The organism is Geobacillus sp. BMUD (assembly GCF_013096845.1).
GTDB classification, from domain to species: Bacteria; Bacillota; Bacilli; order Bacillales; family Anoxybacillaceae; genus Geobacillus; species Geobacillus vulcani.
The window spans coordinates 154,509-180,688 of the sequence record NZ_SDLA01000006.1; the positions used below are offsets into that span (position 1 = coordinate 154,509).

A 26,180-nucleotide genomic window follows, 5' to 3' on the forward strand; every position below is an offset into this window, starting at 1 on the left:
CCTGATCGTTCCCAAATAAAAGACGTCCTACGGCGGCAAATCCGGCTCCTGTCCAGCCGCTTCAATGACGACGCCGTGAGCGATCGCTGGGATCGACTGTTTTTGCTGCACCATCGTTTGACTCAAGAGCGCTCCAGTAGCGACGACAAGCAGGCGTCGAAACGTCCCGCGGGCGAGCTCTTGAAGCAAATACCCGTACGTGACGACCGCCGAGCACGCGCAGCCGCTGCCGCCGGCGAACACCTTTTGATCTGGCCGATAAATCATCAGCCCGCAATCGTTGTAAACGTCGGTCACATCCCAGCCTGATTCAGCAAGCAGTTCGCGGACGATGACGCTGCCGACGCGCGACAAGTCGCCGGTGACGATCAAATCGTAATCGCTTGGCGATGCGCCTAAGTCACGGAAATGCTGCTCGATCGTATCGGCTGCCGCCGGGGCCATGGCCGCCCCCATATCGAGCGGGTTTTTCAAGCCGGCATCAATGACTTTGCCAATCGTCGCCGCCCGGATGCGCCAACGCCCTGGAGCTCGACCGACGAGCGCCGCACCGGCGCCGGTGACCGTAAACGTCGCCGTTTTCGGCTTTTGCACCCCCAGTTCAGTCGGATAGCGAAACTGCCGCTCCGCTGTTGCGTTATGGCTGCTTGTGGCTGCAAGCGCTCGGTCAGCCAATCCACCGGCAACGAAAGCGGCGGCGGCCGCCAGCGTCTGCATCGAAGTCGAGCAAGCGCCGAACAAGCAGAGAAATGGGATCGGCAGCTCACGGGCGACATAGTTCGATGTCGCATTTTGGTTTAATAAATCACCGGCCAAAAACAAATCGACTTCTTCGGCGGAGATGCCCGCCTTTTGCAAACAGCAATCCACCGCCTCCCGCATCAGCCGCCGCTCAGCGAGCTCCCACGTCGCTTCACCGCAATAAGCATCGCGATGGCAAATGTCAAAGTAGCTTCCGAGCGGCCCATCCGCTTCAAGCGGCCCGACCGCCGCGGCGGCCGCCTGAATGTAAATATCGTCATCAAACACCCATGTTTGCTTCCCGACACGCTTCATGGCCCATCCCTCTTTTCATTGCGGCCAAAGAAGGCCGAGCACATAGGCGGCAACCAGTCCATAAATGACCGCTGCTCCGCCGGCTTTCAACATCTGTCCGGCCACCCCGGCCGTCCATCCTTCGCTTCGATGCTCGATAGCGGCGCTGGCAAGCGCATTGGCCAGCCCTGTAAGGAGCATCGTCGCCCCCGCGCCAGCAAATTGGCTGAAATCGTCATATTTCCCGATGGCCGTCAGCACAATTGCCAATCCAGCCATCACCATAGACGCCCATAGATGGGCCTCGAGCGGCGAAGCGGCAAACGTTCTGCCATACCAATCAGCGAGCCATTGCGCCAGCGCACAAAGCGCCCCGCCGACAAGAAACGCTTTTACCGCATTGGCGGCGTATGGGGGAGAAGGCTGAAACGCCTTCACCTCGCGGACATAATCAGATTTTAATCCCACGTTTCCTTCCCCCTTTGTCAGCGAAAGTGATCGACAAAATAAAGCCAATGAAACAACGAGCCCGCCACCTTGCCAAAAGCGATGGCCATGAGCAAAATGACGATTTTATCATCTATGCCGATCCGCTTCGCTAAAATCGGCCAAACGTTCAATACCTCTGTTAAAGCGGCAGCGAGCATTCCGATAAACACGCCATGCAACAACCCGATCGGGGCCATCCAATATTTAGATAAATGCCAGACCGAATGGCGCAAACTCATCCAACCGCCAACGATGGCGCCAGCTATAGCCCCCCATTCATAGGCGTGAATGCGTTTTGGCGTTTTCGTCAGCTGCGTCAGGCGCGGGATGACGCCAAGCACGACCAAAAAGGCGACAAATCCGGTTCCGACCGCCAACCCTCCTGCGAAGCCGACGAACACTACCAGCAAAATCTCAAGCGTCGTCAAGGTGCCTCATGCTTTCCTTGTTTTCATGCAAAATGACATACTGGTCAATGGCCTGCTGGTAGTTGAACATTTCGACTTCAAGAGGGCTGGGCTCCTCGTTGATTCGTTTGCGGAACCAGTGGTTGAAAAATAAAATCATCCCAATGCCGAGCCCAAGCGAATATGGAATTTGCAAAAGCAGCGGTTTATCGACCGCTTGGCCGGTCATCATCTCGTACAGATGGCGATGCACCCGTTGCATGCTGACGTCCTCGTGAAAGTTCATAATCGCCATCGCCGAACCGACGAACAAAAGAAGCCAGACGAGAACGAAGGAAGCGGTCGAAACCTTCCGTTTTTCATAGACGACTTCAATGATCGTCTGTGGTGGACCAATCATCTGCACATCAAGCGACGAATCCACATCAAGCACAGCCTGGATCATTTGCATCGTATCAATGATGACGATATTTTTATCGCTAGGCTCGATGCGATAGAGCGGAATCGTCTTCAACCGCGGAATGAGCCCGCCATCCGGCGCGGCGATTTGCGCCGCCTGTCCGAGCGTCACCACCGCCCCGGGCTTGACTTGCACGCGATGGCGCGGCTTGATAAATACGGTGTTGGCCATTTGCTTCACACCTTTGCCCCCATTTTGTTTTTCTTTAGTTTGGTTGGCAAAAACACCAATCATGCGGCCTGTCGGCGTTCACCATTGATTTCATAAAAATAGAAAAGAATGGGCAAAAAACGCCCATTCTTTTTTAGACTTTTGTTGCTTGCTCCGGAAAAATCGTTCCAAGATGCGCTTGCACACCAAAAGACGGATGCAATTCATGGTTCACCGCCGATGAATTGACATCCGTCCATTTTGTTGTCCACTACGGTAGAAAAGTTCGGAACAGAGTCTTCTCATCCGGTTTTGATGGGTTAATCAACACACCCGTGCGGACAAAATGGACTATCCGTCCATTTTGTCCTTTATGTGCTGCAATATTTTCTTTTCCAGCCGGGATACTTGCACTTGAGAGATGCCAAGCCTCGATGCCACTTCGGACTGGGTTTGATCTTTGTAATAGCGCAAATAGACAATGAGCCTCTCGCGCTCGTCGAGTTCTTCGATCGCTTTTTTTAAGGCGATTTTGTCAAACCATGACGCCTCGTCGGCGTCAGCGATTTGATCAAGCAGCGTGATCGGATCGCCGTCGTTTTCGTACACCGTTTCGTGAATCGACGTCGGCGTGCGGACGGCCTCTTGGGCGAGAACGACGTCCTCTGGCGAAATGCCTAAATGGTCGGCGATTTCCGTAACCGTCGGCGCCCGCCCGCGCGTTTTCGACAGCTCATCTTTCGCCTTGCGGATTTTGTTGCCCATTTCTTTCAGCGAACGGCTCACTTTGACGGTGCCGTCGTCGCGAAGAAACCGCTGAATCTCCCCAATGATCATCGGCACAGCATACGTCGAAAACTTGACGTCATACGACAAATCAAATTTATCGACCGACTTTAACAAGCCGATGCAGCCGATTTGAAACAAGTCATCCGCTTCATAGCCGCGGTTTAAAAAGCGTTGGACGACCGACCAGACGAGGCGCATGTTTTTTTCAATAATTTCATCACGCGCTTCTTGGTCGCCTTCTTGGCTGCGGCGGATCAGCTCTTTCATCTCCTGGTCTTTGATTGGCGTCTGATCTTGCTTGACATCGACATCCATAGGCATGTCTCCCTCAATTACACAGCGCTTTGCTTTTCGCAATATGCTTTTTCAAATACACGGTCGTCCCTTTGTTCACTTCCGATTCGACGATGACTTCATCCATGAAATTCTCCATAATCGTAAACCCCATTCCTGACCGCTCGAGCTCCGGCTTTGTCGTAAACAGCGGCTGACGCGCTTCTTCGATGTCAGGGATGCCGACTCCTTCGTCTCTCACTGTCAAATGGACGACACCGTCTTCAATAATGACGGAAATGGAGACGATGCCGTTCGGGTCGTTGTTGTAGCCGTGAATGATCGCGTTTGTCACCGCCTCCGAGACGACCGTTTTAATTTCCGTCAGTTCGTCCATCGTCGGGTCAAGCTGAGCGACGAACGCTGCCACGGTCACGCGGGCGAACGATTCATTTTCGCTGCGGGCAGAAAATTGGAGGTGCATTTCGTTGCGCATTTACGCCACCCCCAATGCTTGCAAGGCGAATTGTTCATCCGCCTCAACGCGGATGATTTTAAACAGCCCCGACATGTCAAACAGACGTTTGACGGCCGGCGATACGGCGCATACGACCATCTGCCCGCCGACGTTTTTGATTTGTTTATAGCGTCCGAGAATGACGCCGAGGCCGGAGCTATCCATGAACGTCAATTGCCCTAAATTGAGCACGATATGACGGATCGCTCGGTTTTCGAGCACATCGGTCACTTGTTCACGCAATTCTTCGGCTGTATGATGGTCAAGCTCCCCAGACAGGCGAACGATGAGCACATCTTGCTTCACTTCCAAGTCGATCGCGAGACTCACAGCGTGTTCCCCCTTGTCCATTTCAGGATATGGAGACATTTCGCTGCAGTCCACTGGAAATCCTGCCGCCCGACAAAACTAGTGGTCGTTCGCCAAAGAGAGCAAAAAGACGGCAAAACTTGACATTATCCCGCCTGCACAAAGCGGCTAAACACCCGCTTAAACAAGTCCCAAAAGCTCGCTTCTTCGACTGTTTGCTTGGCGACAAGCGGGCTGCGCAAAATTTCTTTTCCATCCTGCTTTAAAATGAGAACGCCAATCTCATCGCCTTTGCGAACGGGTGCTTTCACATCGTCTTTCACTCTGATCACTTTCTCGATTTGCTCGACCGACTGCCCTTTTTTCGTCAGCACCGACACCGGCTCCGACGTCACCGCTTCAACGGATGGCCGTTTGCCTTTGCTTATGTTGACACGGGCAACTGTTTCATTCCGTTTGTACACCGGATGAGTCCGATATTGGGAAAACGCGTAATCGAGCATCTTCGTAATTTGAGCATTGCGCGATTTCGGCGTCGGCGCTCCAAACACAACAGCAATGACGCGCATGCCGTTCTTTTTCGCCGTGGCGGTCAAACAATATTTCGCTTCGGCTGTATATCCGGTTTTTAGGCCATCAACACCCGGATAAAATTTGACAAGCCGGTTCGTATTGACAAGCCAAAACTTTTTGTCCGTATTTTCGCGCAAATAGTCTTCGTATTTGCTCGTATATTTCGTAATATCTTCATACTTCAACAGTTCGCGCGCCATCATGGCCATATCATAAGCGCTGCTGTAGTGATGTTCCGCCGGCAGGCCGGTCGCATTGGCGAAATGGGTGTTTTTTAAACCAAGTTGTTTTGCTTTTTCGTTCATCATTTCTACAAACGCTTCTTCCGACCCGGCGATCTGCTCAGCCATAGCGACCGACGCGTCGTTGGCCGAACCGATGGCAATGCCGCGCAGCAGCTCATCGACGGTCATTTGCTCGCCCGGCTCAAGGAAAATTTGCGATCCACCCATTGACGCGGCGTATTCGCTCGCCCGCACTTTTTCATTGTAGGACAGCTTTCCTTCATCGATGGCTTCCATGATCAACAACATCGTCATAATTTTCGTCATGCTTGCCGGCGGCAATGGTTCATGGGCATTTTTTTCATACAATACTTTGCCGGTGTCGCGTTCGATTAAAATGGCTGATTTCGCCTCATCGGCCAGCTTCACCTTCGCCTCCTTCATCTCTTTCGCCTCGGCATGGGCAGAAAGAGGAAGAAAAAGAAGAAACGGCAATAAAAGAAGACGAGTGACTGTCGTTTTCATCTCCCAAACCTCCATTCTTTATACATGCCATTTTTTCCAGGCAAGATATTTTTATACAAAAAACATCTCATTTTCCAAAAAACAAAAAAACGCCCGAAACACGTGTTTCAGGCGTTTTCTTCTTGAGTAATTGCTTCTTTCCTTGCGGATCGCCGGCGCCCCTCTCTATACGATGGTCTCATAAATGAGCGGCGGCCGAGCAACCGGCTGCGGCGACAGCTGAATAGCCGCCTCGATCTTTTCTTTCACGTCAAGCACATCTGGCCGGTTGCTGTGAATCGTGGCGAGTGCTTCCCCTTTTTGCACGCGGTCGCCGATTTTTTTATGGAGCACAATGCCGACCGCCAAATCGATCGTGTCTTCTTTTTTCGCCCGGCCGGCGCCGAGCCACATGGCGGCTGTGCCGATGTCATCGGCGGCCATCTCGGCAACATAGCCGTCGGCAGCCGCCGTGACAGTCGACGTATAGGCCGCCTTGGGCAGTTTGTCCAGATCGTCGACGACCGATGCATCTCCGCCTTGAGCGGCCAAAAACGTCTTGAACGCCGCGATGGCGGCCCCGCTGCGAATCGCCTCTTCAAGCAAGCGGCGCGCCTCATCAAGCGACGGCGCCTTCTCCGCCAAATAGACCATATGGCTGCCGAGAGTCAAACATAGCTCGGTCAAATCGCGCGGACCATTTCCTTTTAACGTATGGATGGCCTCTTTCACTTCCAAGGCGTTGCCGACGGCATAGCCGAGCGGCTGGTTCATGTCAGAGATGACCGCCATCGTCCGGCGGCCGACGCGCTTGCCGATGTCCACCATCGCCCGTGCGAGGCGGCGCGCCTCGTCAAGCTCTTTCATAAACGCCCCGGCGCCTGTTTTCACATCTAAGACGATGGCATCCGCCCCGGCAGCGATTTTTTTGCTCATGATCGATGAGGCAATGAGCGGAATGCTGTTGACGGTCGCCGTCACATCACGAAGCGCATATAGCTTTTTGTCAGCTGGTGTCAAATCGCCCGTTTGGCCGATAATAGCGATTCCGTTTTCATTCACAAGTCGAATGAACTCGTCTTTGCTGATCTCGACATGAAACCCGGGTACGGACTCCAGTTTGTCGATCGTGCCGCCCGTATGACCGAGGCCGCGCCCAGACATTTTCGCCACCGGTACACCGACAGAAGCAACAAGCGGCCCTAACACGAGCGTCGTCGTATCGCCGACCCCGCCGGTCGAATGTTTATCGACTTTCACGCCGCGAATCCGTGACAAGTCAATGACTTCGCCGGAATGCACGATCGCCATTGTCAACGCCGCTGTTTCTTCGTCCGTCATACCGCGAAAATAAATGGCCATCGCGAGCGCGCTCATTTGATAATCCGGAATGTCCCCGTTTGTATAGCCGCGGATGATCCACTCAATTTCTTCCTTCGTCAGCGCCTTTCCGTCGCGCTTTTTCGCAATCAAATCGACCATTCGCATCGCGATCACCTTTTTCATTTTGATTTCGCCATTTCAGCGACAATCGCTTTCACGAGCCGCAAAAAATCCGTCTTTACCCGCTCCGCCGTTTCGACCACTTCATCATGGTGAAGCGGGGAATCCGACATCCCTGCCGCCATATTCGAAATGCACGAAATGCCAAGTACCTCCATGCCCGCATGGCGGGCGACGATCACTTCCGGAACGGTCGACATGCCGACCGCATCACCGCCGAGCGTACGCACCATGCGAATTTCTGCCGGTGTCTCGTACGACGGCCCGGTGTTGGCGACATACACCCCCTCATGCACACGAACGCTCAGTCTCGCCGCCGTTTCCTTGGCCAGCTCGCGCAGCCGCCGGCTGTACGCTTCCGTCATGTCCGGAAAACGCGGGCCGAGTTCTGGATCATTCGGCCCTATGAGCGGATTTGTGCCCAGCAGGTTGATGTGATCGGAGATGATCATGAAATCGCCGGGCTGGAATCGTTCATTGACGCCGCCGGCAGCGTTTGTCACAATCAATTCCCGGACGCCAAGCGCCTTCATCACCCGGATGGGAAACGTCACTTCCTGAAGCGAATACCCTTCATAATAATGAAACCGCCCCTGCATGGCGACAACGGTCGCCCCCTCAAGCCGGCCATACACGAGCCGTCCAGCGTGTCCTTCAACGGTCGACACCGGAAAGCCGGGAATCTCCTCATACGGAATGCGAACCGCCTCTTCGATTTCATCCGCGAGCACACCGAGCCCCGAGCCGAGAATGAGGCCGATTTTAGGAGGCGCGGGCATCAATGGCCGCAAATGACGAGCGGCTTTTTCAATGGCTTGCCGATCCATCCTCTTTTCCTCCTCATCCAAAATTAATCCAGATCAGCCAAAAAGCTGATGCCGTGCGGCGGCCGATTGACTTGGAAGTTATCCGCAATCGTAGCGCCGACATCGGCGAACGTCTCCCGGATCGGGAGCGGCTTTCCGCCTTGAAAGCGCGGGCTGTACACCAAAAGCGGCACATATTCGCGCGTATGGTCGGTTCCGTGATGCACCGGGTCGTTGCCATGATCGGCCGTGATGATCAGCAAGTCGTCCTCTTTCAGACGCGGCAGCACATCGGCGAGCCGGGCATCAAACTCCTCCAGTGCATCGCCGTAACCTTTTGGATCGCGGCGATGGCCGTACTTGGCGTCAAAATCGACGAGATTGACGAAACTCAACCCGGTAAAGTCCATGCCGAGCGTGTCGATGAGCTTATCCATTCCGTCCATATTGGATGTCGTTCGCAACGATTGGGTAACTCCTTCATTGTCGTAAATATCGGCGATCTTCCCGATGGCAATCACTTCATAACCGGCGTCTTTCAATTCATTCATCACCGTTCGGCCGAACGGCTTAAGCGCATAGTCGTGCCGGTTGGCGGTTCGTTCAAAATGGCCGGGTGCACCGATGAACGGTCGGGCGATGACTCGCCCAACCATATACGGCTCGTCGCGCGTTAATTCACGAGCGATTTCGCAAATGCGGTACAATTCCTCAAGCGGCACCACTTGTTCATGGGCGGCGATTTGCAAAACGGAGTCGGCTGATGTATAGACGATGAGCGCCCCTGTTTTCATATGCTCTTCGCCAAGTTCTTCGATAATCGCCGTTCCGCTCGCCGGTTTGTTGCCGATCACGTTCCGGCCGGTGCGCCGCTCAAGCTCGGCGATCAATTCATCCGGAAATCCATTCGGAAACACGCGAAACGGTTTGTCAATGCGAAGGCCCATCAGCTCCCAATGGCCGGTCATCGTATCTTTGCCTGCGGAGGCTTCCTTCATTTTGGTATAGTACGCCAGCGGGCGATCGACTTTCGGAACCCCTTTGATCTCACGAATATGGCTTAAGCCGAGCTTCGCCATATTCGGCAGATGAAGGCCGCCGCGATGCTCGGCGATATGGCCGAGCGTATCCGCTCCTTTGTCGTTGTATTTCTCGGCATCCGGCGCCTCGCCGATGCCGACGGAATCCATCACAATCAAAAAGACGCGCCGGTACGTCGCTTTCACATTTATTCCCCCTGCCTGCAATGAATATGGAGTCTCTTTCTATCGTTCCCGTATTTTCACGAAAACACGCCTATAGCCAATTGGTCAGAAGTCTGACAACTAAAATGACAGGCAAGCGCCTAGCATACGGCAACTGCTAGGCGCGCGGGTGATACTGTTTGTACACGTCTTTGAGGCGCGTTTTCGTCACATGCGTATACATTTGCGTCGTCGAAATGTCGGCATGCCCAAGCAACTCCTGAACAGCACGCAAATCGGCTCCGTTCTCCAACAGATGCGTCGCAAACGAATGCCGAAGCGTATGCGGCGTCAATTCTTTTTCAATGCCGGCTTCTTTCGCGAGGCGCTTTAAAATTTTCCAAAACCCTTGCCGTGTCAACCGCTGGCCGTAATGGTTCAAAAACAGCGCCTCCGTTGCCCGCCGGCGCGGATTGACCAACTGCGGGCGCCCTCGCTCCAAATAGTGGGTAAGCGCTTCAATCGCCATGCGCCCGATCGGCACGATCCGCTCTTTCCGCCCTTTTCCATAACAGCGGACAAACCCCATCGCCAAATGCACATCGCTTAAGTTGAGCTGCACAAGCTCACTGACGCGCATGCCGGTCGCATACAACAGCTCCAGCATCGCCTTGTCGCGCAGCCCAAACGGCGTATCGGTTTGCGGCGCCGCAAGCAGAGCTTCCACTTCCTCGACCGACAGCACTTTTGGCAGCGTCCGTTCAAACTGCGGCGTTTCAATATGGACGGTCGGATCTTGCGCCGCGATTTTCTCCCTTAGCAAAAACTGATGAAACGAACGGATCGACGCCAAATGGCGGGCGATCGTCCTTGCTGATTGCCCTTGTTCGCTTAAAAACTTTAAAAAATGGAGAATATGGAGGCGCTCCACTTCGCCCCACGCCTGAAGCTGCTCGACTTGGCGCAAATAGCGGACGTATTTTTTCAAATCGCGTTCATATGAGACGATCGTATTGTGCGCCAAATTCCGCTCCACCGTCAAATAATGCAGAAAATCTTTCAACTCGTATTCCAACGCTCTCTACTCCCCATCGCGATAAAAAAATAACAGCCGGTCGAGCCAACTTGGCGGCGCACTTTCCGCCGCCGATACTTTGACCGCCGATCCCTTCGGCTCATCGTATCGGTGGTAATACTCGTACTCGCGGTTAAACCATACAAGACTATAATAAAATAAAATGGTGCATCCCGTAAATAAAAGAAACACTTTCACCATTTGCCAAACGGTTTTCATGGCATCCTCCCTATCAGCTGCTTGTCAGCTTGCTAGTATGAGGATATGCCATTTGTTTCGTTGTTTATACGCAAAAAACCTTTCCCGTTGGAAAAGGTTTTTTATTTTTCTTCATGCTTTTGCTGGCAACGGTGACAAATGCCGTGGAACGTCAAACGATGGTCTTTAATTTTAAATTTCCACTTCTCCTCAACAATCGCTTCGACATCCTCAAGCAAATCTTCTTGAATTTCCGCCACCGATCCGCATTCCAAGCAGATGAGGTGGTGGTGGAAATGGGCCGCTCCTTCCTTGCGAAGGTCATAGCGCGACACCCCGTCCCCGAAATTGATTTTATCGACAATTTTCAGCTCAGTTAACAGTTCGAGCGTCCGGTAAACGGTTGCCAACCCGATTTCTGGGGATTTTTCTTTCACGAGGAGGTAGACGTCTTCCGCGCTTAAATGGTCTTCTTCATGTTCAAGCAGGACTCTTACCGTCGCTTCCCGCTGCGGCGTCAGCTTGTACCCCGCCGAATGCAGCTGCTTCTTGATTCGTTCCACACGATCTTCCATCTTTTCATTCCTCCCTCGCCATTCACCCATCATTATAACAAATGCACGAGGGAAGTATCAAAGTAAAATCACTATTATCAAGAAATGATAATGATTATTATATAATATTGATTATGATTAAATTCATGGTCCAGTGAACCGCCTGTTTCATTAATGCCGGCGAAAGATACGCCTCAACCGCCGAGGAAAGAAGCAGTCCGAGGGCAACAGCCGCCATCGCTGCTGCGTAGCGCATCACCATCGGAAACATCGATCCATGCGGCCGCTTCATAAACTGGTTGCGCACCATGTGCAAGGAAAATGAAACAGAAATGACGCCCATGACGATCATGAGTGGAATGGCCACCAAGTTTTGCGGCATGATGGACACAAACGACAAAAGAAACCCGCGCCAACCCATTTGATTGACTAAAAAACCGACCGTAAAGCCGACGACGACGCCTTTGAAAAACAGCAGAACAAGAATGATCGGCAAGCCAATGACAGAAATGCCAAGCACCCACATCAACGCGGTATATTTAACGTTGTGCATATAGCTTTGCCGGAACATATCATGGGCGCTTGCGATATTGTCTTTTGACACTTGTCCAAAAAATTGCGTCAAGTAATAGTACAAGTCTTGTTTTTGACTGAAACCGAGGCTGTTGACGACAATGGCGCCGAAAATGACGCCCATGAGAAACAGGACGATGACAAACACATACAGCGAAGCATGTTCACGCCAATGAACAGCGACGGCCGATTTCAGCGGATGGGTTCTCATTGTGCTTCGTCCTCCTACTTTGTCTCTTAGTAGATTGTATGTCCATCCGCTGTCGGTATGACTATTTTTCTAAAAGGCCAGTCATGCAATGAAAAAGCAGCTCAACACCGACGTGTGACCAACTCCACGGACGGCAAGCCGCCTCGGTCCATTGGCGCATGGCCGGGCCAAACAACACGCACGGCATGATGAGGAACGGCAGGAGCGCTGCCCGAGCGGTTACCCCTCCCGCACTTTTCCGTATCTCCCACCGCCCCCGGCCTCGATATGGAGCGCACCGCTGCGGGCAAGGACGATCAGTTGGGCCAACTTTTCTCCCACTGTCTCCGCGATCTCTTCCTCCGCGGCCTCATGAAGAACACGCATTTCGGTGCCAAAACGGGCGAGCAGCTTTTCATACGCCTTCGGCCCAAGACCGGGGATGAATTCAAGCGGCACTTGATAAATATACGGCGGCCGCTTCGGTCCGTGCTCCGCCGTTTTCAACTCCGCAAGCCGGTCAAATACCCCCTTAACAAAGCGGTGATGGCCGCACGCCGGACAGCGCTCAGCCTCAGGCGAGACCGGCGCAAGGCAGCGTTCGCACACCGTTCGGTGATATTTGCCAAGCTTTGGATTCAAGCCGTAATTGGCGATGATCGTACGCCCGTCTTCACCGCGGAGCGCTTTTTCAAACTCCGCAAACGTCGGGGCGGCGAGCCGCACTTGCTCATATTCGCGGGCGATTTTTCGCAATGAATGGGCATCAGAGTTCGTCAAATACGGATAACGGTGCAATTCGGCGATTTGGTCCGCCATCGCCGTATCGGCGCTTAACCCAAGCTCAATGGCATCGATCCGATCCGGGTCAAACACTTCTGTCAAGCTGTGCTGGACTCCTTTTCCGTACAAGCTTTTAAACGGGGTGAACGCGTGCGCGGGAATGAACCAGCCGCCCTGCTCTTTCGCGGCAGCTTGCAGCTCGCGGCCGGATGCGTAAATGCGCTGCGAACTGAGCGATATGTTCTTCACCCGTTGGCCAAGCCAGCGGGAAAACGTGCGCATCGCCTGAACGGTCGGCAAAAAAACGAGAACGTGGATCGGTCCATGGCAATGGCCGTCATATACTTCGATTTCGCTGCCCAACAAAAGCGTCACCTTTCCGGCGCTGACGCCGCCCCCCTCATGTTCGCGCCACCCGTGCTTCTCCATCGCCTGCTCCAGCTCGTCCAGCACTTCGGGCACATGGCTGTCAATGACGCCGATGATGTCGATTCCTTTCACCTCAGCCGCCTCACGCAAGATGTTGGCCAACGTCAACGTCCGCGCCCCAGTAATTTTCACCGGGCGGCCGGAAGCGGTGCGGCCGATGTGGATATGTAAATCCGCGTAATAACGGCCGAGGCCGCCCTCGTTTTTGTTATGCGCCATTTTGCTCCCCTAGCGCGCGGCGCAGCTGCAAGTATTGCAAGGCGTATGCCGTTTTCGCATCGTAAATGTCGCGGCGTTCAAGCATCGCAAGCGCCTCCTCCAATGTCACTTCCAACAGTTCGACAAACTCATCTTCATCCAACCCGGCGCCATCTTCGACTTTTTCGAGCCCTTCCGCGACGTACAAATGGATGAGCTCATCGGCAAAACCGGGCGATGTATAAAACGAAATGAGATGGCGCAGCGAACGGGCCCGGTAGCCGGTTTCTTCTTCAAGCTCGCGGCGTGCGGAAGCGAGCGGCTCTTCCCCATGTTCTAGCTTGCCCGCCGGAATCTCGACCAATGCGCGCTCGAGCGCTTTTCGGTACTGGCGGACAAGAACGATTTTCCCGTCCAGCAACAGCGGCAGCACCGCCACCGCCCCCGGGTGTTTGATCACCTCGCGTCGGCTCATTTTCCCGTTTGGCAGCTCGACTTCCTCGATATACAAGTCAATGATGCGGCCGCTGAACAGTTTCTCTTTGCGAACCGTTTTTTCATACAACTTTTCCATCTCTTCTTCTCCCCTATCGATTGATGGACTCTTTTCCATTGTACTACAAGGTTGGCCATTTTTTCGCCTCCGTTGTACAATGAACGTATCATCAATGGACAAAGGAGGCTGGCAAAGTGAAAAAGCGCCGCATCGGCACATCAGACTTATACGTCAGCGAAATCGGGCTCGGCTGCATGTCGCTCGGCACGGATGAACACCATGCCATCTATCTCATTCATGAAGCATTGGAGCGCGGCATCAACTACTTGGATACAGCCGATTTATACGACCGCGGCTTAAACGAGGAATTTGTCGGCAAAGCGGTGAAAGGAAAACGCGACCAAGTCATCATCGCAACCAAGGTCGGCAACCGTTGGCGCGCGGACGGAAGCGGCTGGGATTGGGATCCGTCAAAAGCCTATATCAAACAAGCGGTCAAAGACAGCCTGCGCCGCCTGCAAACGGACTACATTGATTTATACCAGCTCCATGGCGGCACGATCGACGACCCGATCGACGAAACGATTGAAGCGTTCGAAGAGCTGAAGCAAGAAGGCGTCATCCGCTGGTACGGCATCTCCTCGATCCGCCCCAACGTCATCCGCGAATACGTGAAGCGCTCGAACATCGTCAGCGTCATGATGCAATACAGCTTGCTTGACCGCCGCCCGGAAGAGTGGTTTCCGCTGCTTCGCGAACATCAAATCAGCGTCATCGCCCGCGGTCCGGTCGCTAAAGGCTTGCTCACCAACCGCCCGCTCGAAGCGGCGCAGGCGGCGGTGAAAGAACACGGCTACCTCGATTATTCATACGAAGACTTGCAGGCGCTCATCCCGAAGCTGAAAGAAAAAACGGCCGGCCGCCGTTCCTTGACCGCGACCGCGCTGCAATTTTGCCTGCATGATCCGGTCGTTGCCGCCGTCATTCCGGGGGCGAGCCGGCTCGAACAGCTCGAAGAAAACATCTCCGCCGCTTCCGCCCCGCCGCTTGACGCTGACGAATACGAATGGTTAAAACAAGTAACGAAGCGCTCGATCTATGACATGCACCGATGAAAAAAGGAGCCCACAGCGCCAACATGGCCGCTTGTGGGCTCTTTTTTCATCCTGTTTCCCTTTTCATCAGGCAACCTCATCATCTACATACTTGTCCCTTGCTGCCCCCAAGCCAAACACGATCATGGCCGCGCAAACGGCTAGCAATAAAACGAGGGGAGGGAGAAAATGACCAGCTGCATCATACAGCGCCCCAAACAGCGGCGGGCCGGCCGCCGACAGCAAGTAGCCGACCGATTGGGCCATAGCCGAGAGCTGGGCGGCTTCCAGCGGACGGCGCGTGCGCAACGTAAACAGCATCATCGCCAGCGAAAACGCCATGCCGGCGCCGATGCCGGCCAAAAGCGCCCCCGCCCAAAGCAGCCAACCTTGGCCAGCCACAAAGGCGGCCGTTCCAAACGCCATGAGCAGCACCGCCGAACCGATCAGCACTTTTTGATTGTCCATCCGCTCCGCGAGCATCGGTGAGACGAACATCATCGGCAGCTGGGCAAACTGGAAGAAAAAGAGCAGCCATCCGGCGGTATCGGCCGCCAAGCCTTTGCTTTGGCCAAGCTCCGGCAGCCACGTGACAAGGCAATAAAAGAACAACGATTGCAGTCCCATAAACAGCGTCACTTGCCAGGCAAGCGCCGAGCGCCAAAGCGAAAAGCGCCGGCTTCCCGCCGGGACGCCGCTCGCGCTCGACTTCTGGCGCCAAGCTTGCGGCAGCCAAACAACAAGCGCCAACGCGGCAACCAGCGCCCAAAAGCGAAGCGCTCCTTCCCAGCCGATCCCCCACTCATCAGCGAGCGGAACCGCAAGACCGGAAGCGAAGGCGGCGCTCATGTTCATCGTTACGGTATAAACGCCCATCATCAAGCCGATCCGGTGAGAAAACGCGTCTTTGATCAGCGCCGGCATGAGGACGTTATCGACCGCGATGGCGGCTCCAATCAGCGCCGTGCCGAGAAATAGAAAAACCCCTCCCGAAAGCGGACGAACGAGTTCGCCGGCAAAGAGCACAACAAGCGAACCGAACAGCGTCCGCTCCATTCCGAACCGTCGGGCGAACACAGCCGCCACCGGAGCCAACAAGGCAAACGCCAACAGCGGAATCGTCGTCAACGCCCCAGCCGCCGTGTGGGAAAGGCCCAGCTCCCGCTGCAGGTCAGGAACGAGCGGCCCGACCGTCGTGAGCGGCGCGCGCAAGTTGGCGGCCAAGATCACGACCGCCGCCACCATAAACGCCGGAGAAGCCGCTGTACCCGCCGCCGCAGTTTTTTGCCTCATCCATCGTGTCCTCCTTTTATTTAAACTTGCGCCAGTCAAGCTCGCTTTCTTCAAGCAGCTCAGCAAACGACTTCCGCTCGTCGCGCCGGCGCGCTTCCTCGCGGCGCCGCGCTTCTTCCGCCGCCCGTTGCCGCTGTTGTTCCTCGGCAAGCGCCCTCTTTTTCGCAAGCAGCTTCGCTTCGATGTCGGCGCCAAGCCGGTCAGCAAGCGTCACCGTCGACTGCTCTCGCTCTTTTTTCCGCCCCGCATCTGTTTTCACCATTTTTCACCCCCTTGCATAACAGCCGCTTGTTTGTCAAACGATACAACTAAACGACATGGAAAAGGAGAGATGACCGATGACGAAAAACCGCGCTCAAAAAGGAAAACCGTCCGCCGATACGGTCAAACCGGTAATCGCCAAAGAAGAGCTGGAAAAAGCGATCCATCCGACAAAGCGGCAAAACAGCCCGCAATAAGAAAGATCATAGAAAAACCGTAACCGGCCCGGTTACGGTTTTTACAGCACCTCGGTAATGTGCGGCATATGCTCGCCGAGCCAGGCGATCGCGTCATCAAGCGTCGCAAACTCTCTCGTTTCAAATGTCATCTCATTTTGCAAAAGCCACACGTCCTTTTTGTCTTGGTACGGACCGGCGACCGACCAATGAAGCAGGCTGTACGGGTCGTTTTCATGGGTGAATGACACCCATGTTTTTTGCTTCGCCGTCTCCGCAAGCTGCCGAAGTTTACCGTTCATCGTCCGATCCCACCTTCACAAGCGGCATATGTCCGTTCAGCATTTGCCCGGGGCTTTTTAGCTGAAAGGCGGCCGTACCCGGCTTGACATCAATCGTCATCGTCTCATCAAAAAAGATGAGCCGCGACCGCTCTAAAAGCACCGGAACGAAGTTTGTCTCAACGACAAGGTCGTCCTCATCGGCCTCGTCAACGAGCCATAGCGCCGGCACGCCATCGACCAAACAGCCGCAGCCGTCGGTGTCATATTTGAGCTTTAACTGCCGCCCCGATTTGGCTACAATAGGGGTAAGCCTTTCTTTTGCTGCATCAGTAAACGTGATGTTCACGCTCATCGTTGCTCCTTTTTCCGTTTGTTTCTTTACTATTCTACCTGTCGGCACGCAAGACTGTCAAAACGAAAAGGAGGAAAACCCGATGGCAAAAGTGCAAATCAAAGTGAACGACAACAGCTCGCTGCGGGTCACCGGTGAGGTGGAACTGCTCGATGGAGAAGGAAAGCCGTTTGTGACAAAACAAACGTTTTCGCTCTGTCGCTGTGGGCTGTCGAACAACAAACCGTTTTGCGACGGTTCGCACAAAGGCCGCTTTCAGTCGGTCGTCCGCGCTCCGTCCCCGGAAACGGATGAACAGTGACAAGCGGTCGTTCCTTCCCACATCAAAAGACAACGATTTCCTTGCCCAAGTTTCGCAACGGACGGTGAAACCGATGGATGAACGATGGCTGCAAAAACAAGTGCGCAACTGTTTACGGCACTATGGCTATAGCGACGAGATGATGCCGCTTGATGAGGATGATCTCCGGCAGCTTTGCGCCCAAATCGCCGCAGCAAAAGAAACGTGCGAGAGTGCAGACGTGTATGAGCTTGTCCATGACGCCGTCTACCGGTTTATGGCGGGCACTTGATGCGGCCGCATGCAAAAATGACGCGGCTGGCCACACGAGGCCAGCCGTTTACTTTTGGAAAAACGCCCGCTTTGCCACCTTTTCCACAAGCCCCGGAGCGAACCGGTACAGCCGGCTGCCGAAATCCATCCAACGCGGCATGTTCACCTCGCGCGTCGGCGTCATCATCGCGGCAACCACGCGCCTTGCCACCGCCTCCGGACTTAACATCCAACGCGAGACATTGCGCACATACTCTCCCGACTCATCAGCGGTCGAAAAAAAGTTCGTCTCCACCGGCCCGGGGTTGACGGCGGTGACAAAAATGCCAAAGCGCCCCGCCTCAAGGCGGAGGCTGTCCGTAAAACCAAGGACCGCATGTTTCGTCGCGGAGTAGACGCTTGATTTGGGCGTGGCGATTTTTCCCGCCTGCGAGGCGATGTTGATGATATGGCCGCTCTTGCGCTCTTTCATGTGCGGATACACCGCCTTCGTGCAGGCGATGAGGCCGAAGACGTTGACGGCAAACATTCTCTCCATTTCCTCCAAGTCGATGTCCTCGACATAGCGAAAGACGCCAAACCCAGCGTTGTTGACCAACACATCGATCGCGCCAAGGTCCGCAATGAGTTGGGAAACGACCGCCTCGATCATGCCGCGGTCGCTGACATCAAGCGATGCATACGGGGCGCGAATGCCGGTTTGCGCTTCGATCCGCGCGCTGATTTCTTTCAGCTTTTCTTCACTGCGCGCCAAGAGCACCGGCACCGCCCCTTGGCGCGCTGCTTCATAGGCGATTTGCTCGCCAATTCCTCCCGACGCTCCAGTAATGACGACATGGCACCCCTTCAACCGCACACCGACACCCCCGCCGCTTCGTAAACGTAACGGCCGTCTTCCTGTTTTTTCGTCACGTATCCGTTCGCCTCGAGATAATCAAGCTGGCCGATCGTCTCCGACATCGTCAGCATCAACTGCCGTTCGTAAGCCGTGGGGAACAGCTTTTGACACACGTCAAACACCGTATGCGGACGTTCTTTCACCATTTCGAGCACCCGCTCGGCGCGCTGGCGCTGCTTATCCAACCGCTCGCGAACGAGCGCCGGAATATCGGTCGCATCGTCGCCATGGCCGTTTAACGAACGAACGATGTCGTATTGCAGCATTTTCTCAAGCGACTCGTTGTATTGCAACAACGGCTTGGGCCGTTCCGTCTCCCCTTCCGCCGGCGGCTCCATCATTGGATTCGGGGAAATATGAACAAGCAAATGATCGCCGCCGATCAGCAACCCGTCCGCCTCGCGGTAGAGGGCGATATGGCTTTGCGCATGCCCCGGCGTTTCGATGACATGCCACCCGGGCATTCCCGGCACCGCGTCCCCTTCCATCACCATGATGTCAAGCCCGCGCCGGCTTGCGTAGCGAAGCGATCCGCCTTCTTTGGACATCTGGTTGAACAAGCGGCGGTCGACGCCGCATTCGGCGAAAAAAGCTTCAAAAAAGCGGACATACCGCTCCATAAACGAACGTTCGCGGCGCAAAAACGGATCGGCTTTCGGATGGCCGATGATCGGTGCATGCGGAAAATAATCAAGCAAGCCGACATGGTCGGGATGATGATGAGTAATGACGATTTGTTCGATATCCTCTGGCGCATAACCGACCTCGCTCAGGCGCTTTACAAACAACTTCCAAGCTTCCTCTGTTTTCACCCCGGCGTCGACCAATGTCAACCGATCGCCGGCAATCACGTACATATGCACATCGCCGACCGGAAACGGCGTCGGCACCGTGATCCGATACACTCGCTCGTCATTCATCGCATTCCCTTCTTTCCTTAAGTTCATGAATCATCCCGTTCGAACCGTTTCATCGCAAAATGAATGATTATTCATTAATCTTGTATTTTACAGTTTACACCGATTTCATCCGTTTGTCATGCCTTTTTCTTCTGCACGACGAAATTGCAAAAAAATTCGCGCTCCTCTCTTGACAACGCCGCCTGTCCCGCGGCATAATGACTAATAACATCACGGATACGGCAAAACCGGCGATGAACAGGGCCAGTAAACCGCAAACGGCACCAGAGAGCGAAGCCCGTGGCTGGAAGGCTTTGCAGCCCTCTTTGCGGTTGAACCTACCCTAGGAGCTGTTAGGCCAACCTAAACGCCTCCCCAGCGTTATCGGGGCAGAGTCGGGCCTGTTTGGCGCTTGGGCCAAGCCAGGCCAAAAAAGGTGGTACCGCGGAAACGAAGGTTTTCCGTCCTTTTGCAGGACGGGAAGCCTTTTTTTTTGGATGAATACACCGAGGCAAGGAGGAGTGGAATGATGAACAACGAACGGACGATCGCGCTCATCGGCGCCGGCTCGATGGCAGAAGCGCTCATCGCCGGCATGACGAAGGTATTTTGCCATCCGGCGCACATTGTCGTTGCCAACCGCCAAAACCGCGCCCGTCTCGAGGAACTGGCGCGCCGCTACGGGGTGCGGGTGGCCCCAAGCGCCCGTGAAGCCGCCGAACAGGCGGATATCATCGTTTTGGCAATGAAGCCAAAAGACGTTGCCGAAGCGATGAACACCATTGCCCCTGCCCTTTGTGCCAACCCGCTCATCCTTTCGCTGCTGGCCGGCGTCACGACTGAAACGATCGAACGGCTCGCCGGACGCGACATCCCTGTCGTGCGCGCGATGCCCAACACATCCGCCGCCGTCGGCTTATCGGCGACCGCGATCGCCGGCGGCCGCTTCGCCGCGAAAGAACATCTTGAGGTTGCCAAACAACTGTTTGAAACGGTCGGCATCGTCGCTGTTGTGCCGGAACGCGACTTGCACGCGGTCACCGGCCTGTCCGGAAGCGGTCCGGCGTATGTGTACTACTTGGTCGAAGCGATGGAAAGAGCGGCGGCCGACATCGGCCTTGAGCGCGATGTCGCCAAACGGCTCATTTTGCAAACGATCATCGGCGCAGCCGAGATGCTAAAAGCGTCCGACAAACATCCGTCCGTCCTGCGCCGCGAAGTCACGAGCCCAGGCGGCACGACTGAAGCCGGCATTGGCGTGCTTGAGCAATACCAGTTCCAAGAAGCGGTCATCGCCTGCATCCGCCGGGCGACGGCCCGCTCCGAAGAGCTCGGCAGCGCTCTTCTCGCCGCCATCGCCGAAGCGTAAAAACGGCGGACCTCCGGGGCGCGCCGCTCTTTTTCCACCTAGTCCGAACAGAGCGGCAATCCGTTTCATTTTGTTTTTGACAAGCGGCATGCTATCATCAGTCATGAACCATTCATTGGCATAGAAAGGAGCTGCTTGTCATGAACACGATGCTGTTTTCGCCGTATACGATCCGCGGGCTGACACTGAAAAACCGAATCGTCATGTCGCCGATGTGCATGTATTCATGCGAGACAAAGGACGGCACGGTGCGCACATGGCATAAAATCCATTACCCGGCGCGCGCCGTCGGCCAAGTCGGCTTGATTATCGTTGAAGCGACCGGCGTGACGCCGCAAGGCCGCATTTCTGAACGCGACTTAGGCATTTGGAGCGATGACCATATCGCCGGGCTTCGCGAACTCGTTAGGCTTGTGAAAGAGCACGGAGCCGCCATCGGCATCCAGCTTGCCCACGCTGGCCGAAAATCGCAAGTGCCGGGAGAGATCATCGCCCCATCGGCCATTCCGTTTGATGACTCATCACCAACGCCGAAAGAAATGACAAAAGCCGACATTGAAGAAACAGTGCAAGCATTCCAAAATGGCGCACGGCGGGCGAAGAAAGCTGGCTTTGACGTTATCGAAATCCATGCCGCCCACGGCTACCTCATTAACGAATTTTTATCGCCGCTCGCCAATCGCCGCCAAGACGAATATGGCGGTTCGCCGGAAAACCGCTACCGTTTCTTGGGCGAAGTGATCGATGCGGTCCGCGAAGTGTGGGACGGCCCGCTGTTTGTGCGCATCTCAGCGTCCGACTACCATCCGGACGGGCTGACAGCCAGCGACTACGTTCCGTACGCCAAACGGATGAAAGAACAAGGCGTCGACCTCATCGATGTCAGCTCCGGCGCCGTCGTGCCGGCTCGCATGAACGTCTATCCCGGCTACCAAGTGCCATTTGCCGAACTGATCCGCCGCGAAGCAGACATCCCGACCGGCGCTGTCGGGCTCATTACTTCCGGCTGGCAAGCGGAAGAAATTTTGCAAAACGGACGCGCCGATCTCGTCTTTTTGGGGCGCGAGCTGCTGCGCAACCCGTATTGGCCATACGCCGCGGCGAGAGAGCTGGGTGTCAAAATCGCAGCGCCCGTCCAATATGAGCGTGGCTGGCGGTTTTAACCGCGCGGGATCGAAAACGAGGCGAAATCCGCGGCGAGTTCGGCATTCGGAAATACACTGCGCGCCTCGGCGACGAGCTGCAGCGCCGCCGCACCTTGGTAGCGAGAGCTGATATGGGTTAAAATGAGCCGTTTCGCCCGCGCCCGCCTCGCCACCTCGGCTGCATCGATGGTCGTAGAATGGAAATAGTCATGGGCCAACTGCTGTTCCGCCGCGGCAAACGTCGCCTCGTGGACGACCACATCGGCATCGCGGGCGAGTTCAATCGCCGCTTCGCAAAAGCGGGTGTCGCCCAGCACGGCGACGATCCGCCCTTTTTGCGGCGGGCCGACAAACTCGCGTCCGTCAAGCACGGTACCGTCCTCGAGCACGACCGTTTTTCCTTGCTTAATCTCTTGATAAATCGGGCCGGGGCGGACGCCGAGCGCTCGCAGCCGGTCAACCAAGAGCGGGCCGGGCAAGTCTTTTTCGACGACGCGGAAGCCATAAGACGGCATGCCGTGATCGAGCCGTTTCGCGATGACTTGAAACGTTTCATCATCAAAAATAACGCCTTCCTCGATCTCGGCAATGTTCAGTTCATAGCGCAGCCGCGTCCCACTGACAGAAAGCGCCGTCTCCACAAACTCGCGAATGCCTTTCGGGCCGAAAACCGTAAGCGGCGTCTCGCCGCTTTGAAACGAGCGGCTGCCGAGCAGCCCCGGCAAGCCGAATAGATGATCGCCATGCAAGTGCGTAATAAAAATATGCTCGATGCGGCGCGGACGAATGGCGGTATGCAAAATTTGATGCTGCGTCGCTTCGCCACAATCAAACAGCCATGTCGCCCCCCGTTCGTCGAGCAGCTGCAAGGCGACGGATGAGACGTTGCGCTCTTTCGCTGGCACGCCGGCACCCGTGCCTAAAAACAACAGTTCCAACGTTTTTCACTCCTTATTCGGTCATCATTGTCTGTTGTTAGCGTACCAATGTCGGAACAGCTTTTCAACTTTCTTTTGCGCTCTACAACCGCAGGCTCAGCACCGTGCGGCTTTATGAATGAGTGCGCTTGGCCGCCGGAACGCAACAAAGTATTTGCGTTCCAGCCGGCAAATCTCTACAATGATTTCACTGAAGAGATAAATTTGGCTAAAGCGAGGTACATAATGGTGGACAACATGAACCCGAAATCGATCATCGTCATTTTCGGAGCGACGGGAGATTTGGCAAAACGGAAACTGTTTCCGTCTCTTTACCGCCTGTATGAAAAAGGGCATTTGAACGAGCGATTCGCTGTCGTCGGCGTCGCGCGCCGCCCGTTGTCGGTCGACGAGTTCCGAAACTATGTACGCGACTCGGTCGAAACGGCGTTTCACCAAAAGCTCGCCGACGGGCGATTCACCTCCCATTTCTATTACCATCCGTTCGACGTGACGGAATCCGAGTCGTACCAACGCTTAAAGTCGCTCCTCGAACAGCTCGACGGCACATACGAGACCGAAGGCAACCGCATCTTCTACTTGGCGATGGCTCCGGAATTTTTCGGCACCGTCACTTCCCGCTTGCAGTCGGAAGGATTGACGGAAACGCGCGGCTTTAAGCGGCTCGTCATCGAAAAACCGTTCGGGCACGACTTGGCGAGCGCCGAGAAGCTGAATGACGAGATTCGCCGCGTTTTTTCCGAACGGGAAATTTACCGGATCGACCATTACCTCGGCAAAGAAATGGTGCAAAACATCGAGGTCATCCGCTTCGCGAACGCCATTTTCGAGCCGCTCTGGAACAACCGGTTCATCGCCAACATTCAAATCACATCGAGCGAAACGCTCGGCGTGGAAGACCGCGGCCGCTACTACGACCATTCCGGGGCGCTGCGCGACATGGTGCAAAACCATATGCTGCAAATGGTCGCTCTTTTGGCGATGGAACCGCCGATCAAATTAACGACCGATGACATCCGCCATGAAAAAGTAAAAGTGTTGCGCGCCTTGCGCCCGATTTCCCACGATGACGTCGACCGCTATTTCGTGCGCGGCCAATACGGGAGCGGGGTGATCCACGGCAAAGCCGTTCCAGCGTACCGCGAGGAGCCGAACGTCGATCCGGACTCGAACACGGAAACGTTTGTCGCCGGGAAGCTCCTGATCGACAACTTCCGCTGGGCCGGCGTTCCGTTTTACATCCGCACCGGCAAACGAATGGCGGAAAAATCAACGAAAATCGTCGTCCAATTCAAAGATGTACCGATGAACTTATACTACCGGACAAACGAAACGATCGCCCCGAACTTGCTCGTCATCCACATTCAGCCGGATGAAGGGATCACCCTTCACTTAAACGGCAAAAAAACCGGGGAGTCAACGACGATAACCGCCCCGTTTCAACTCGATTACTGCAACAACTGCATCGACGGCATCAACACGCCGGAAGCGTACGAAAAGCTGCTGTACGACTGCATGCGCGGCGATGCGACGAACTTCACCCACTGGGATGAAGTGGCGGCGTCATGGCAATTTATCGACCCGATTTCTGACGTGTGGGCCAACACAAAAGCCGCCGATTTCCCGAACTATGAAGCCGGTTCGATGGGGCCGGCGGCGGCCGATGAACTATTGCAAAAAGACGGCTTCCATTGGTGGCCGATCAGCCACCCGCGTTCCGAAAAGGCCGGGGCAAACTAGCGCTCGCCCCTCGCTCACATCGGCTGGCGCAAACCGAGCCGCAAAAACGGGAAACAACGAAATGAAGCGGCACGCACCGGTGACCGCCGGCTTTCTAGAAGGCCGGCGATCTACAGCCGTTTCCCTTCGGCAAGACGTTGTCAGGCGATCCGTTTTCATCACCGTTCGTCTGGACGATCACGGGCAAAACAAAGAGCGGGCTCAGCCGTCGCCGAACAACGCCAGTCCCTGACAGGCAAGCCGTTTTTCGACCGCTGGCCCGCCGTCGTTGAAGCAAAGGAGTGAAGGAACGATGAAGATGTATGATGTTACCGCCCCGATTTACGAAGGCATGCCGGTTTACAAAAACAAACCGGAAAAACAGCCGAAGCGCACGACAGTCACCAATGGCTATGTGACCGAATCGCGCATTGACATGGACGTGCACACTGGCACGCACATTGACGCCCCTCTTCACATGGTCGAAGGCGGCGCGACATTTGAAACGATTCCGCTTGACCGCCTCGTCGGCCCGTGCAAACTGTTTGATTTGACGCATGTCAACGACCGGATCACGAAAGACGACATCGCTCATCTGGACATTCAGGAAGGCGACTTCGTTCTGTTTAAAACGAAAAATTCGTTTGAGGATGCGTTCAATTTCGAGTTTATTTTCGTCGCCGAAGACGCGGCCCGCTATTTGGCCGACAAACCAATCCGCGGTGTCGGCATCGATGCGCTTGGCATCGAGCGGGCGCAAGAAGGCCACCCGACCCATAAAACATTGTTTTCGGCCGGCGTCATCGTCATCGAAGGGCTGCGGCTAAAAGAGGTCCCCGAAGGCCGCTATTTCATGATCGCTGCTCCGCTCAAACTCGTCGGCACCGACGCCGCCCCGGCGCGCGTCTTGCTGTTTGACCGTGAGCTGTAAAAACAGCTGGTCCCTTGATGGGACCAGCTGTTTTATCATTCCAAACCGAGAAGCCTCCCCTCTTCCACGCATGAGCGTAGGTAAGAGAGCGTTCAACGTCCATTCTCATCATTGTTGTTGTCCCCCACACAACTTCTTACTACACAAAAAATAATATGATTTCCAATGATTGATTAAGCATAGAAATAAGACATATAATAAAAGTAAGTATTGAAAAGAAGGAGCGAAACGCACCAATGGAGAAAAGGAATATTTCACAATCATCGCCGGTCGTCATGAAAGCGACAAGCAAGCTGTCCAGCCGAGGGCAAGTGGTCATTCCTGCTGAAATCCGGAAAACATTAGGCCTCACCGAAGGCGATGATCTGACGTTTATCGTCAACCAAGATGGAGAAGTAAAAGTGGAAGTCACGAAGAAATATTGTAAATTAGCACATTATTTCAGAATCCCTTTTTCAAATTATTTCGGACGGATTCGGAAATAATGTGCAAAATCTTTGCGAATTATTCCAGGTTTTGCAGATTATTTCCGAACATTTGCACATTATT

33 protein-coding genes are annotated in these 26,180 nt (G+C 54.7%); 9 read left to right on the top strand and 24 right to left on the bottom strand.

Annotated features, from left to right (window positions below; all coding sequences use genetic code 11):
- Window positions 1-27: 27 nt before the first annotated feature.
- The 17 genes from spoVAD to ETC05_RS09430 all read right to left on the bottom strand — a co-directional run bounded on the left by spoVAD (window position 28) and on the right by ETC05_RS09430 (window position 13,797).
- A complete protein-coding gene (gene spoVAD / locus ETC05_RS09350) occupies window positions 28-1,056 on the bottom strand; it encodes a stage V sporulation protein AD (RefSeq protein ID WP_171660876.1) in 1,029 nt (342 codons plus the stop codon).
- A 15-nt stretch (window positions 1,057-1,071) separates the two neighbouring features.
- The gene (locus ETC05_RS09355; RefSeq protein ID WP_031408507.1) at window positions 1,072-1,503 is read right to left on the bottom strand and encodes a SpoVA/SpoVAEb family sporulation membrane protein; all 432 of its coding nucleotides are present in this window, start codon (window positions 1,501-1,503) and stop codon (window positions 1,072-1,074) included.
- Between the two features lie 17 nt (window positions 1,504-1,520).
- Window positions 1,521-1,952 (bottom strand): stage V sporulation protein AB, encoded by a 432-nt coding sequence (locus ETC05_RS09360; RefSeq protein ID WP_031408505.1) that lies wholly within the window; start codon window positions 1,950-1,952, stop codon window positions 1,521-1,523.
- Entirely contained in the window at window positions 1,939-2,562 is a 624-nt protein-coding gene (locus ETC05_RS09365; RefSeq protein WP_171660893.1) for a stage V sporulation protein AA, read from the bottom strand. The genes ETC05_RS09360 and ETC05_RS09365 overlap by 14 nt, the downstream gene beginning before the upstream one ends.
- Window positions 2,563-2,892: 330 nt before the next feature.
- A complete protein-coding gene (gene sigF, locus ETC05_RS09370; protein WP_171660877.1) occupies window positions 2,893-3,645 on the bottom strand; it encodes an RNA polymerase sporulation sigma factor SigF in 753 nt (250 codons plus the stop codon).
- Between the two features lie 13 nt (window positions 3,646-3,658).
- Window positions 3,659-4,099 (bottom strand): anti-sigma F factor, encoded by a 441-nt coding sequence (gene spoIIAB, locus ETC05_RS09375; RefSeq protein WP_011231791.1) that lies wholly within the window; start codon window positions 4,097-4,099, stop codon window positions 3,659-3,661.
- On the bottom strand, window positions 4,100-4,450 hold the full coding sequence (spoIIAA, locus tag ETC05_RS09380; protein WP_011231792.1) for an anti-sigma F factor antagonist: 351 nt from the start codon (window positions 4,448-4,450) through the stop codon (window positions 4,100-4,102). It lies immediately after the preceding gene.
- A gap of 125 nt (window positions 4,451-4,575) precedes the next feature.
- Window positions 4,576-5,751 (bottom strand): D-alanyl-D-alanine carboxypeptidase family protein, encoded by a 1,176-nt coding sequence (locus ETC05_RS09385; protein ID WP_031408500.1) that lies wholly within the window; start codon window positions 5,749-5,751, stop codon window positions 4,576-4,578.
- A 165-nt stretch (window positions 5,752-5,916) separates the two neighbouring features.
- Window positions 5,917-7,218: a pyrimidine-nucleoside phosphorylase gene (locus ETC05_RS09390; RefSeq protein WP_031408498.1), complete on the bottom strand. Its 1,302-nt coding sequence runs from the start codon at window positions 7,216-7,218 to the stop codon at window positions 5,917-5,919.
- A 14-nt stretch (window positions 7,219-7,232) separates the two neighbouring features.
- On the bottom strand, window positions 7,233-8,060 hold the full coding sequence (locus tag ETC05_RS09395; RefSeq protein WP_031408495.1) for a purine-nucleoside phosphorylase: 828 nt from the start codon (window positions 8,058-8,060) through the stop codon (window positions 7,233-7,235).
- A gap of 23 nt (window positions 8,061-8,083) precedes the next feature.
- Window positions 8,084-9,271: a phosphopentomutase gene (gene deoB / locus ETC05_RS09400; RefSeq protein ID WP_272945230.1), complete on the bottom strand. Its 1,188-nt coding sequence runs from the start codon at window positions 9,269-9,271 to the stop codon at window positions 8,084-8,086.
- Window positions 9,272-9,401: 130 nt separating this feature from the next.
- Window positions 9,402-10,298 (bottom strand): site-specific tyrosine recombinase XerD, encoded by an 897-nt coding sequence (gene xerD / locus ETC05_RS09405; protein ID WP_031408492.1) that lies wholly within the window; start codon window positions 10,296-10,298, stop codon window positions 9,402-9,404.
- Window positions 10,299-10,304: 6 nt separating this feature from the next.
- A complete protein-coding gene (locus ETC05_RS09410) occupies window positions 10,305-10,517 on the bottom strand; it encodes a YqzK family protein (RefSeq protein ID WP_011231798.1) in 213 nt (70 codons plus the stop codon).
- Window positions 10,518-10,618: 101 nt separating this feature from the next.
- Window positions 10,619-11,071 (bottom strand): ferric iron uptake transcriptional regulator, encoded by a 453-nt coding sequence (gene fur / locus ETC05_RS09415; RefSeq protein ID WP_011231799.1) that lies wholly within the window; start codon window positions 11,069-11,071, stop codon window positions 10,619-10,621.
- 97 nt (window positions 11,072-11,168) lie between these two features.
- Window positions 11,169-11,834 (bottom strand): stage II sporulation protein M, encoded by a 666-nt coding sequence (gene spoIIM, locus ETC05_RS09420; RefSeq protein WP_031408489.1) that lies wholly within the window; start codon window positions 11,832-11,834, stop codon window positions 11,169-11,171.
- A gap of 219 nt (window positions 11,835-12,053) precedes the next feature.
- Window positions 12,054-13,244 carry a TIGR00375 family protein gene (locus ETC05_RS09425; protein WP_171660878.1) on the bottom strand — a complete coding sequence of 397 codons (1,191 nt, stop codon included), beginning with the start codon at window positions 13,242-13,244 and terminating at the stop codon, window positions 12,054-12,056.
- On the bottom strand, window positions 13,234-13,797 hold the full coding sequence (locus ETC05_RS09430) for an NUDIX hydrolase (protein WP_031408485.1): 564 nt from the start codon (window positions 13,795-13,797) through the stop codon (window positions 13,234-13,236). Before ETC05_RS09430 ends, ETC05_RS09425 begins: the two co-directional genes overlap by 11 nt.
- Before the next feature lie 116 nt (window positions 13,798-13,913).
- Here ETC05_RS09430 and ETC05_RS09435 point away from each other — a divergent pair, with 116 nt between their 5' ends.
- On the top strand, window positions 13,914-14,834 hold the full coding sequence (locus tag ETC05_RS09435; protein WP_031408483.1) for an aldo/keto reductase: 921 nt from the start codon (window positions 13,914-13,916) through the stop codon (window positions 14,832-14,834).
- Window positions 14,835-14,900: 66 nt separating this feature from the next.
- On the opposite strand, the gene ETC05_RS09440 is transcribed toward ETC05_RS09435, so the two are convergent.
- From ETC05_RS09440 to ETC05_RS09455, 4 genes are all read right to left on the bottom strand, one after another.
- Entirely contained in the window at window positions 14,901-16,106 is a 1,206-nt protein-coding gene (locus tag ETC05_RS09440) for a CynX/NimT family MFS transporter (RefSeq protein WP_171660879.1), read from the bottom strand.
- Between the two features lie 16 nt (window positions 16,107-16,122).
- Window positions 16,123-16,368, bottom strand: a complete 246-nt coding sequence (locus tag ETC05_RS09445) for a YqkE family protein (protein ID WP_031408479.1) — start codon at window positions 16,366-16,368, stop codon at window positions 16,123-16,125.
- A 237-nt stretch (window positions 16,369-16,605) separates the two neighbouring features.
- On the bottom strand, window positions 16,606-16,845 hold the full coding sequence (locus ETC05_RS09450) for a YqkC family protein (RefSeq protein ID WP_031408477.1): 240 nt from the start codon (window positions 16,843-16,845) through the stop codon (window positions 16,606-16,608).
- Window positions 16,835-17,179 (bottom strand): iron-sulfur cluster biosynthesis family protein, encoded by a 345-nt coding sequence (locus ETC05_RS09455; RefSeq protein ID WP_031408475.1) that lies wholly within the window; start codon window positions 17,177-17,179, stop codon window positions 16,835-16,837. The genes ETC05_RS09450 and ETC05_RS09455 overlap by 11 nt, the downstream gene beginning before the upstream one ends.
- An 82-nt stretch (window positions 17,180-17,261) precedes the next feature.
- On the opposite strand from ETC05_RS09455, the gene ETC05_RS09460 reads away from it, so the two are divergent.
- Window positions 17,262-17,480 (top strand): CDGSH iron-sulfur domain-containing protein, encoded by a 219-nt coding sequence (locus ETC05_RS09460; protein ID WP_171660880.1) that lies wholly within the window; start codon window positions 17,262-17,264, stop codon window positions 17,478-17,480.
- Window positions 17,481-17,553: 73 nt separating this feature from the next.
- Complete coding sequence (locus ETC05_RS09465; protein WP_031408472.1) at window positions 17,554-17,751, top strand: YqzH family protein; 198 nt, start codon at window positions 17,554-17,556, stop codon at window positions 17,749-17,751.
- A 48-nt stretch (window positions 17,752-17,799) separates the two neighbouring features.
- Here the strand turns inward: ETC05_RS09465 and ETC05_RS09470 are convergent, their stop codons facing one another.
- Together ETC05_RS09470 and ETC05_RS09475 are read right to left on the bottom strand one after the other, a co-directional pair.
- Complete coding sequence (locus ETC05_RS09470) at window positions 17,800-18,588, bottom strand: SDR family NAD(P)-dependent oxidoreductase (RefSeq protein ID WP_171660881.1); 789 nt, start codon at window positions 18,586-18,588, stop codon at window positions 17,800-17,802.
- Window positions 18,579-19,550: an MBL fold metallo-hydrolase gene (locus ETC05_RS09475; RefSeq protein ID WP_171660882.1), complete on the bottom strand. Its 972-nt coding sequence runs from the start codon at window positions 19,548-19,550 to the stop codon at window positions 18,579-18,581. The genes ETC05_RS09470 and ETC05_RS09475 overlap by 10 nt, the downstream gene beginning before the upstream one ends.
- A gap of 508 nt (window positions 19,551-20,058) precedes the next feature.
- On the opposite strand from ETC05_RS09475, the gene proI reads away from it, so the two are divergent.
- Window positions 20,059-20,898: a pyrroline-5-carboxylate reductase ProI gene (gene proI / locus ETC05_RS09480; protein ID WP_031408466.1), complete on the top strand. Its 840-nt coding sequence runs from the start codon at window positions 20,059-20,061 to the stop codon at window positions 20,896-20,898.
- Between the two features lie 140 nt (window positions 20,899-21,038).
- Complete coding sequence (gene namA / locus ETC05_RS09485) at window positions 21,039-22,061, top strand: NADPH dehydrogenase NamA (protein WP_031408464.1); 1,023 nt, start codon at window positions 21,039-21,041, stop codon at window positions 22,059-22,061.
- Here the strand turns inward: namA and rnz are convergent.
- On the bottom strand, window positions 22,058-22,981 hold the full coding sequence (gene rnz / locus ETC05_RS09490) for a ribonuclease Z (RefSeq protein WP_171660883.1): 924 nt from the start codon (window positions 22,979-22,981) through the stop codon (window positions 22,058-22,060). The two genes, namA and rnz, sit on opposite strands and share 4 nt — an antisense overlap.
- 228 nt (window positions 22,982-23,209) lie before the next feature.
- On the opposite strand from rnz, the gene zwf reads away from it, so the two are divergent.
- From zwf to ETC05_RS09510, 4 genes are all read left to right on the top strand, one after another.
- On the top strand, window positions 23,210-24,721 hold the full coding sequence (gene zwf / locus ETC05_RS09495) for a glucose-6-phosphate dehydrogenase (RefSeq protein WP_171660894.1): 1,512 nt from the start codon (window positions 23,210-23,212) through the stop codon (window positions 24,719-24,721).
- 61 nt (window positions 24,722-24,782) lie between these two features.
- Window positions 24,783-24,953: a hypothetical protein gene (locus ETC05_RS09500; protein WP_171660884.1), complete on the top strand. Its 171-nt coding sequence runs from the start codon at window positions 24,783-24,785 to the stop codon at window positions 24,951-24,953.
- A 60-nt stretch (window positions 24,954-25,013) separates the two neighbouring features.
- Complete coding sequence (locus ETC05_RS09505; protein WP_171660885.1) at window positions 25,014-25,631, top strand: cyclase family protein; 618 nt, start codon at window positions 25,014-25,016, stop codon at window positions 25,629-25,631.
- Window positions 25,632-25,867: 236 nt separating this feature from the next.
- The gene (locus ETC05_RS09510) at window positions 25,868-26,116 is read left to right on the top strand and encodes an AbrB/MazE/SpoVT family DNA-binding domain-containing protein (RefSeq protein WP_171660886.1); all 249 of its coding nucleotides are present in this window, start codon (window positions 25,868-25,870) and stop codon (window positions 26,114-26,116) included.
- Window positions 26,117-26,180 lie beyond the last annotated feature (64 nt).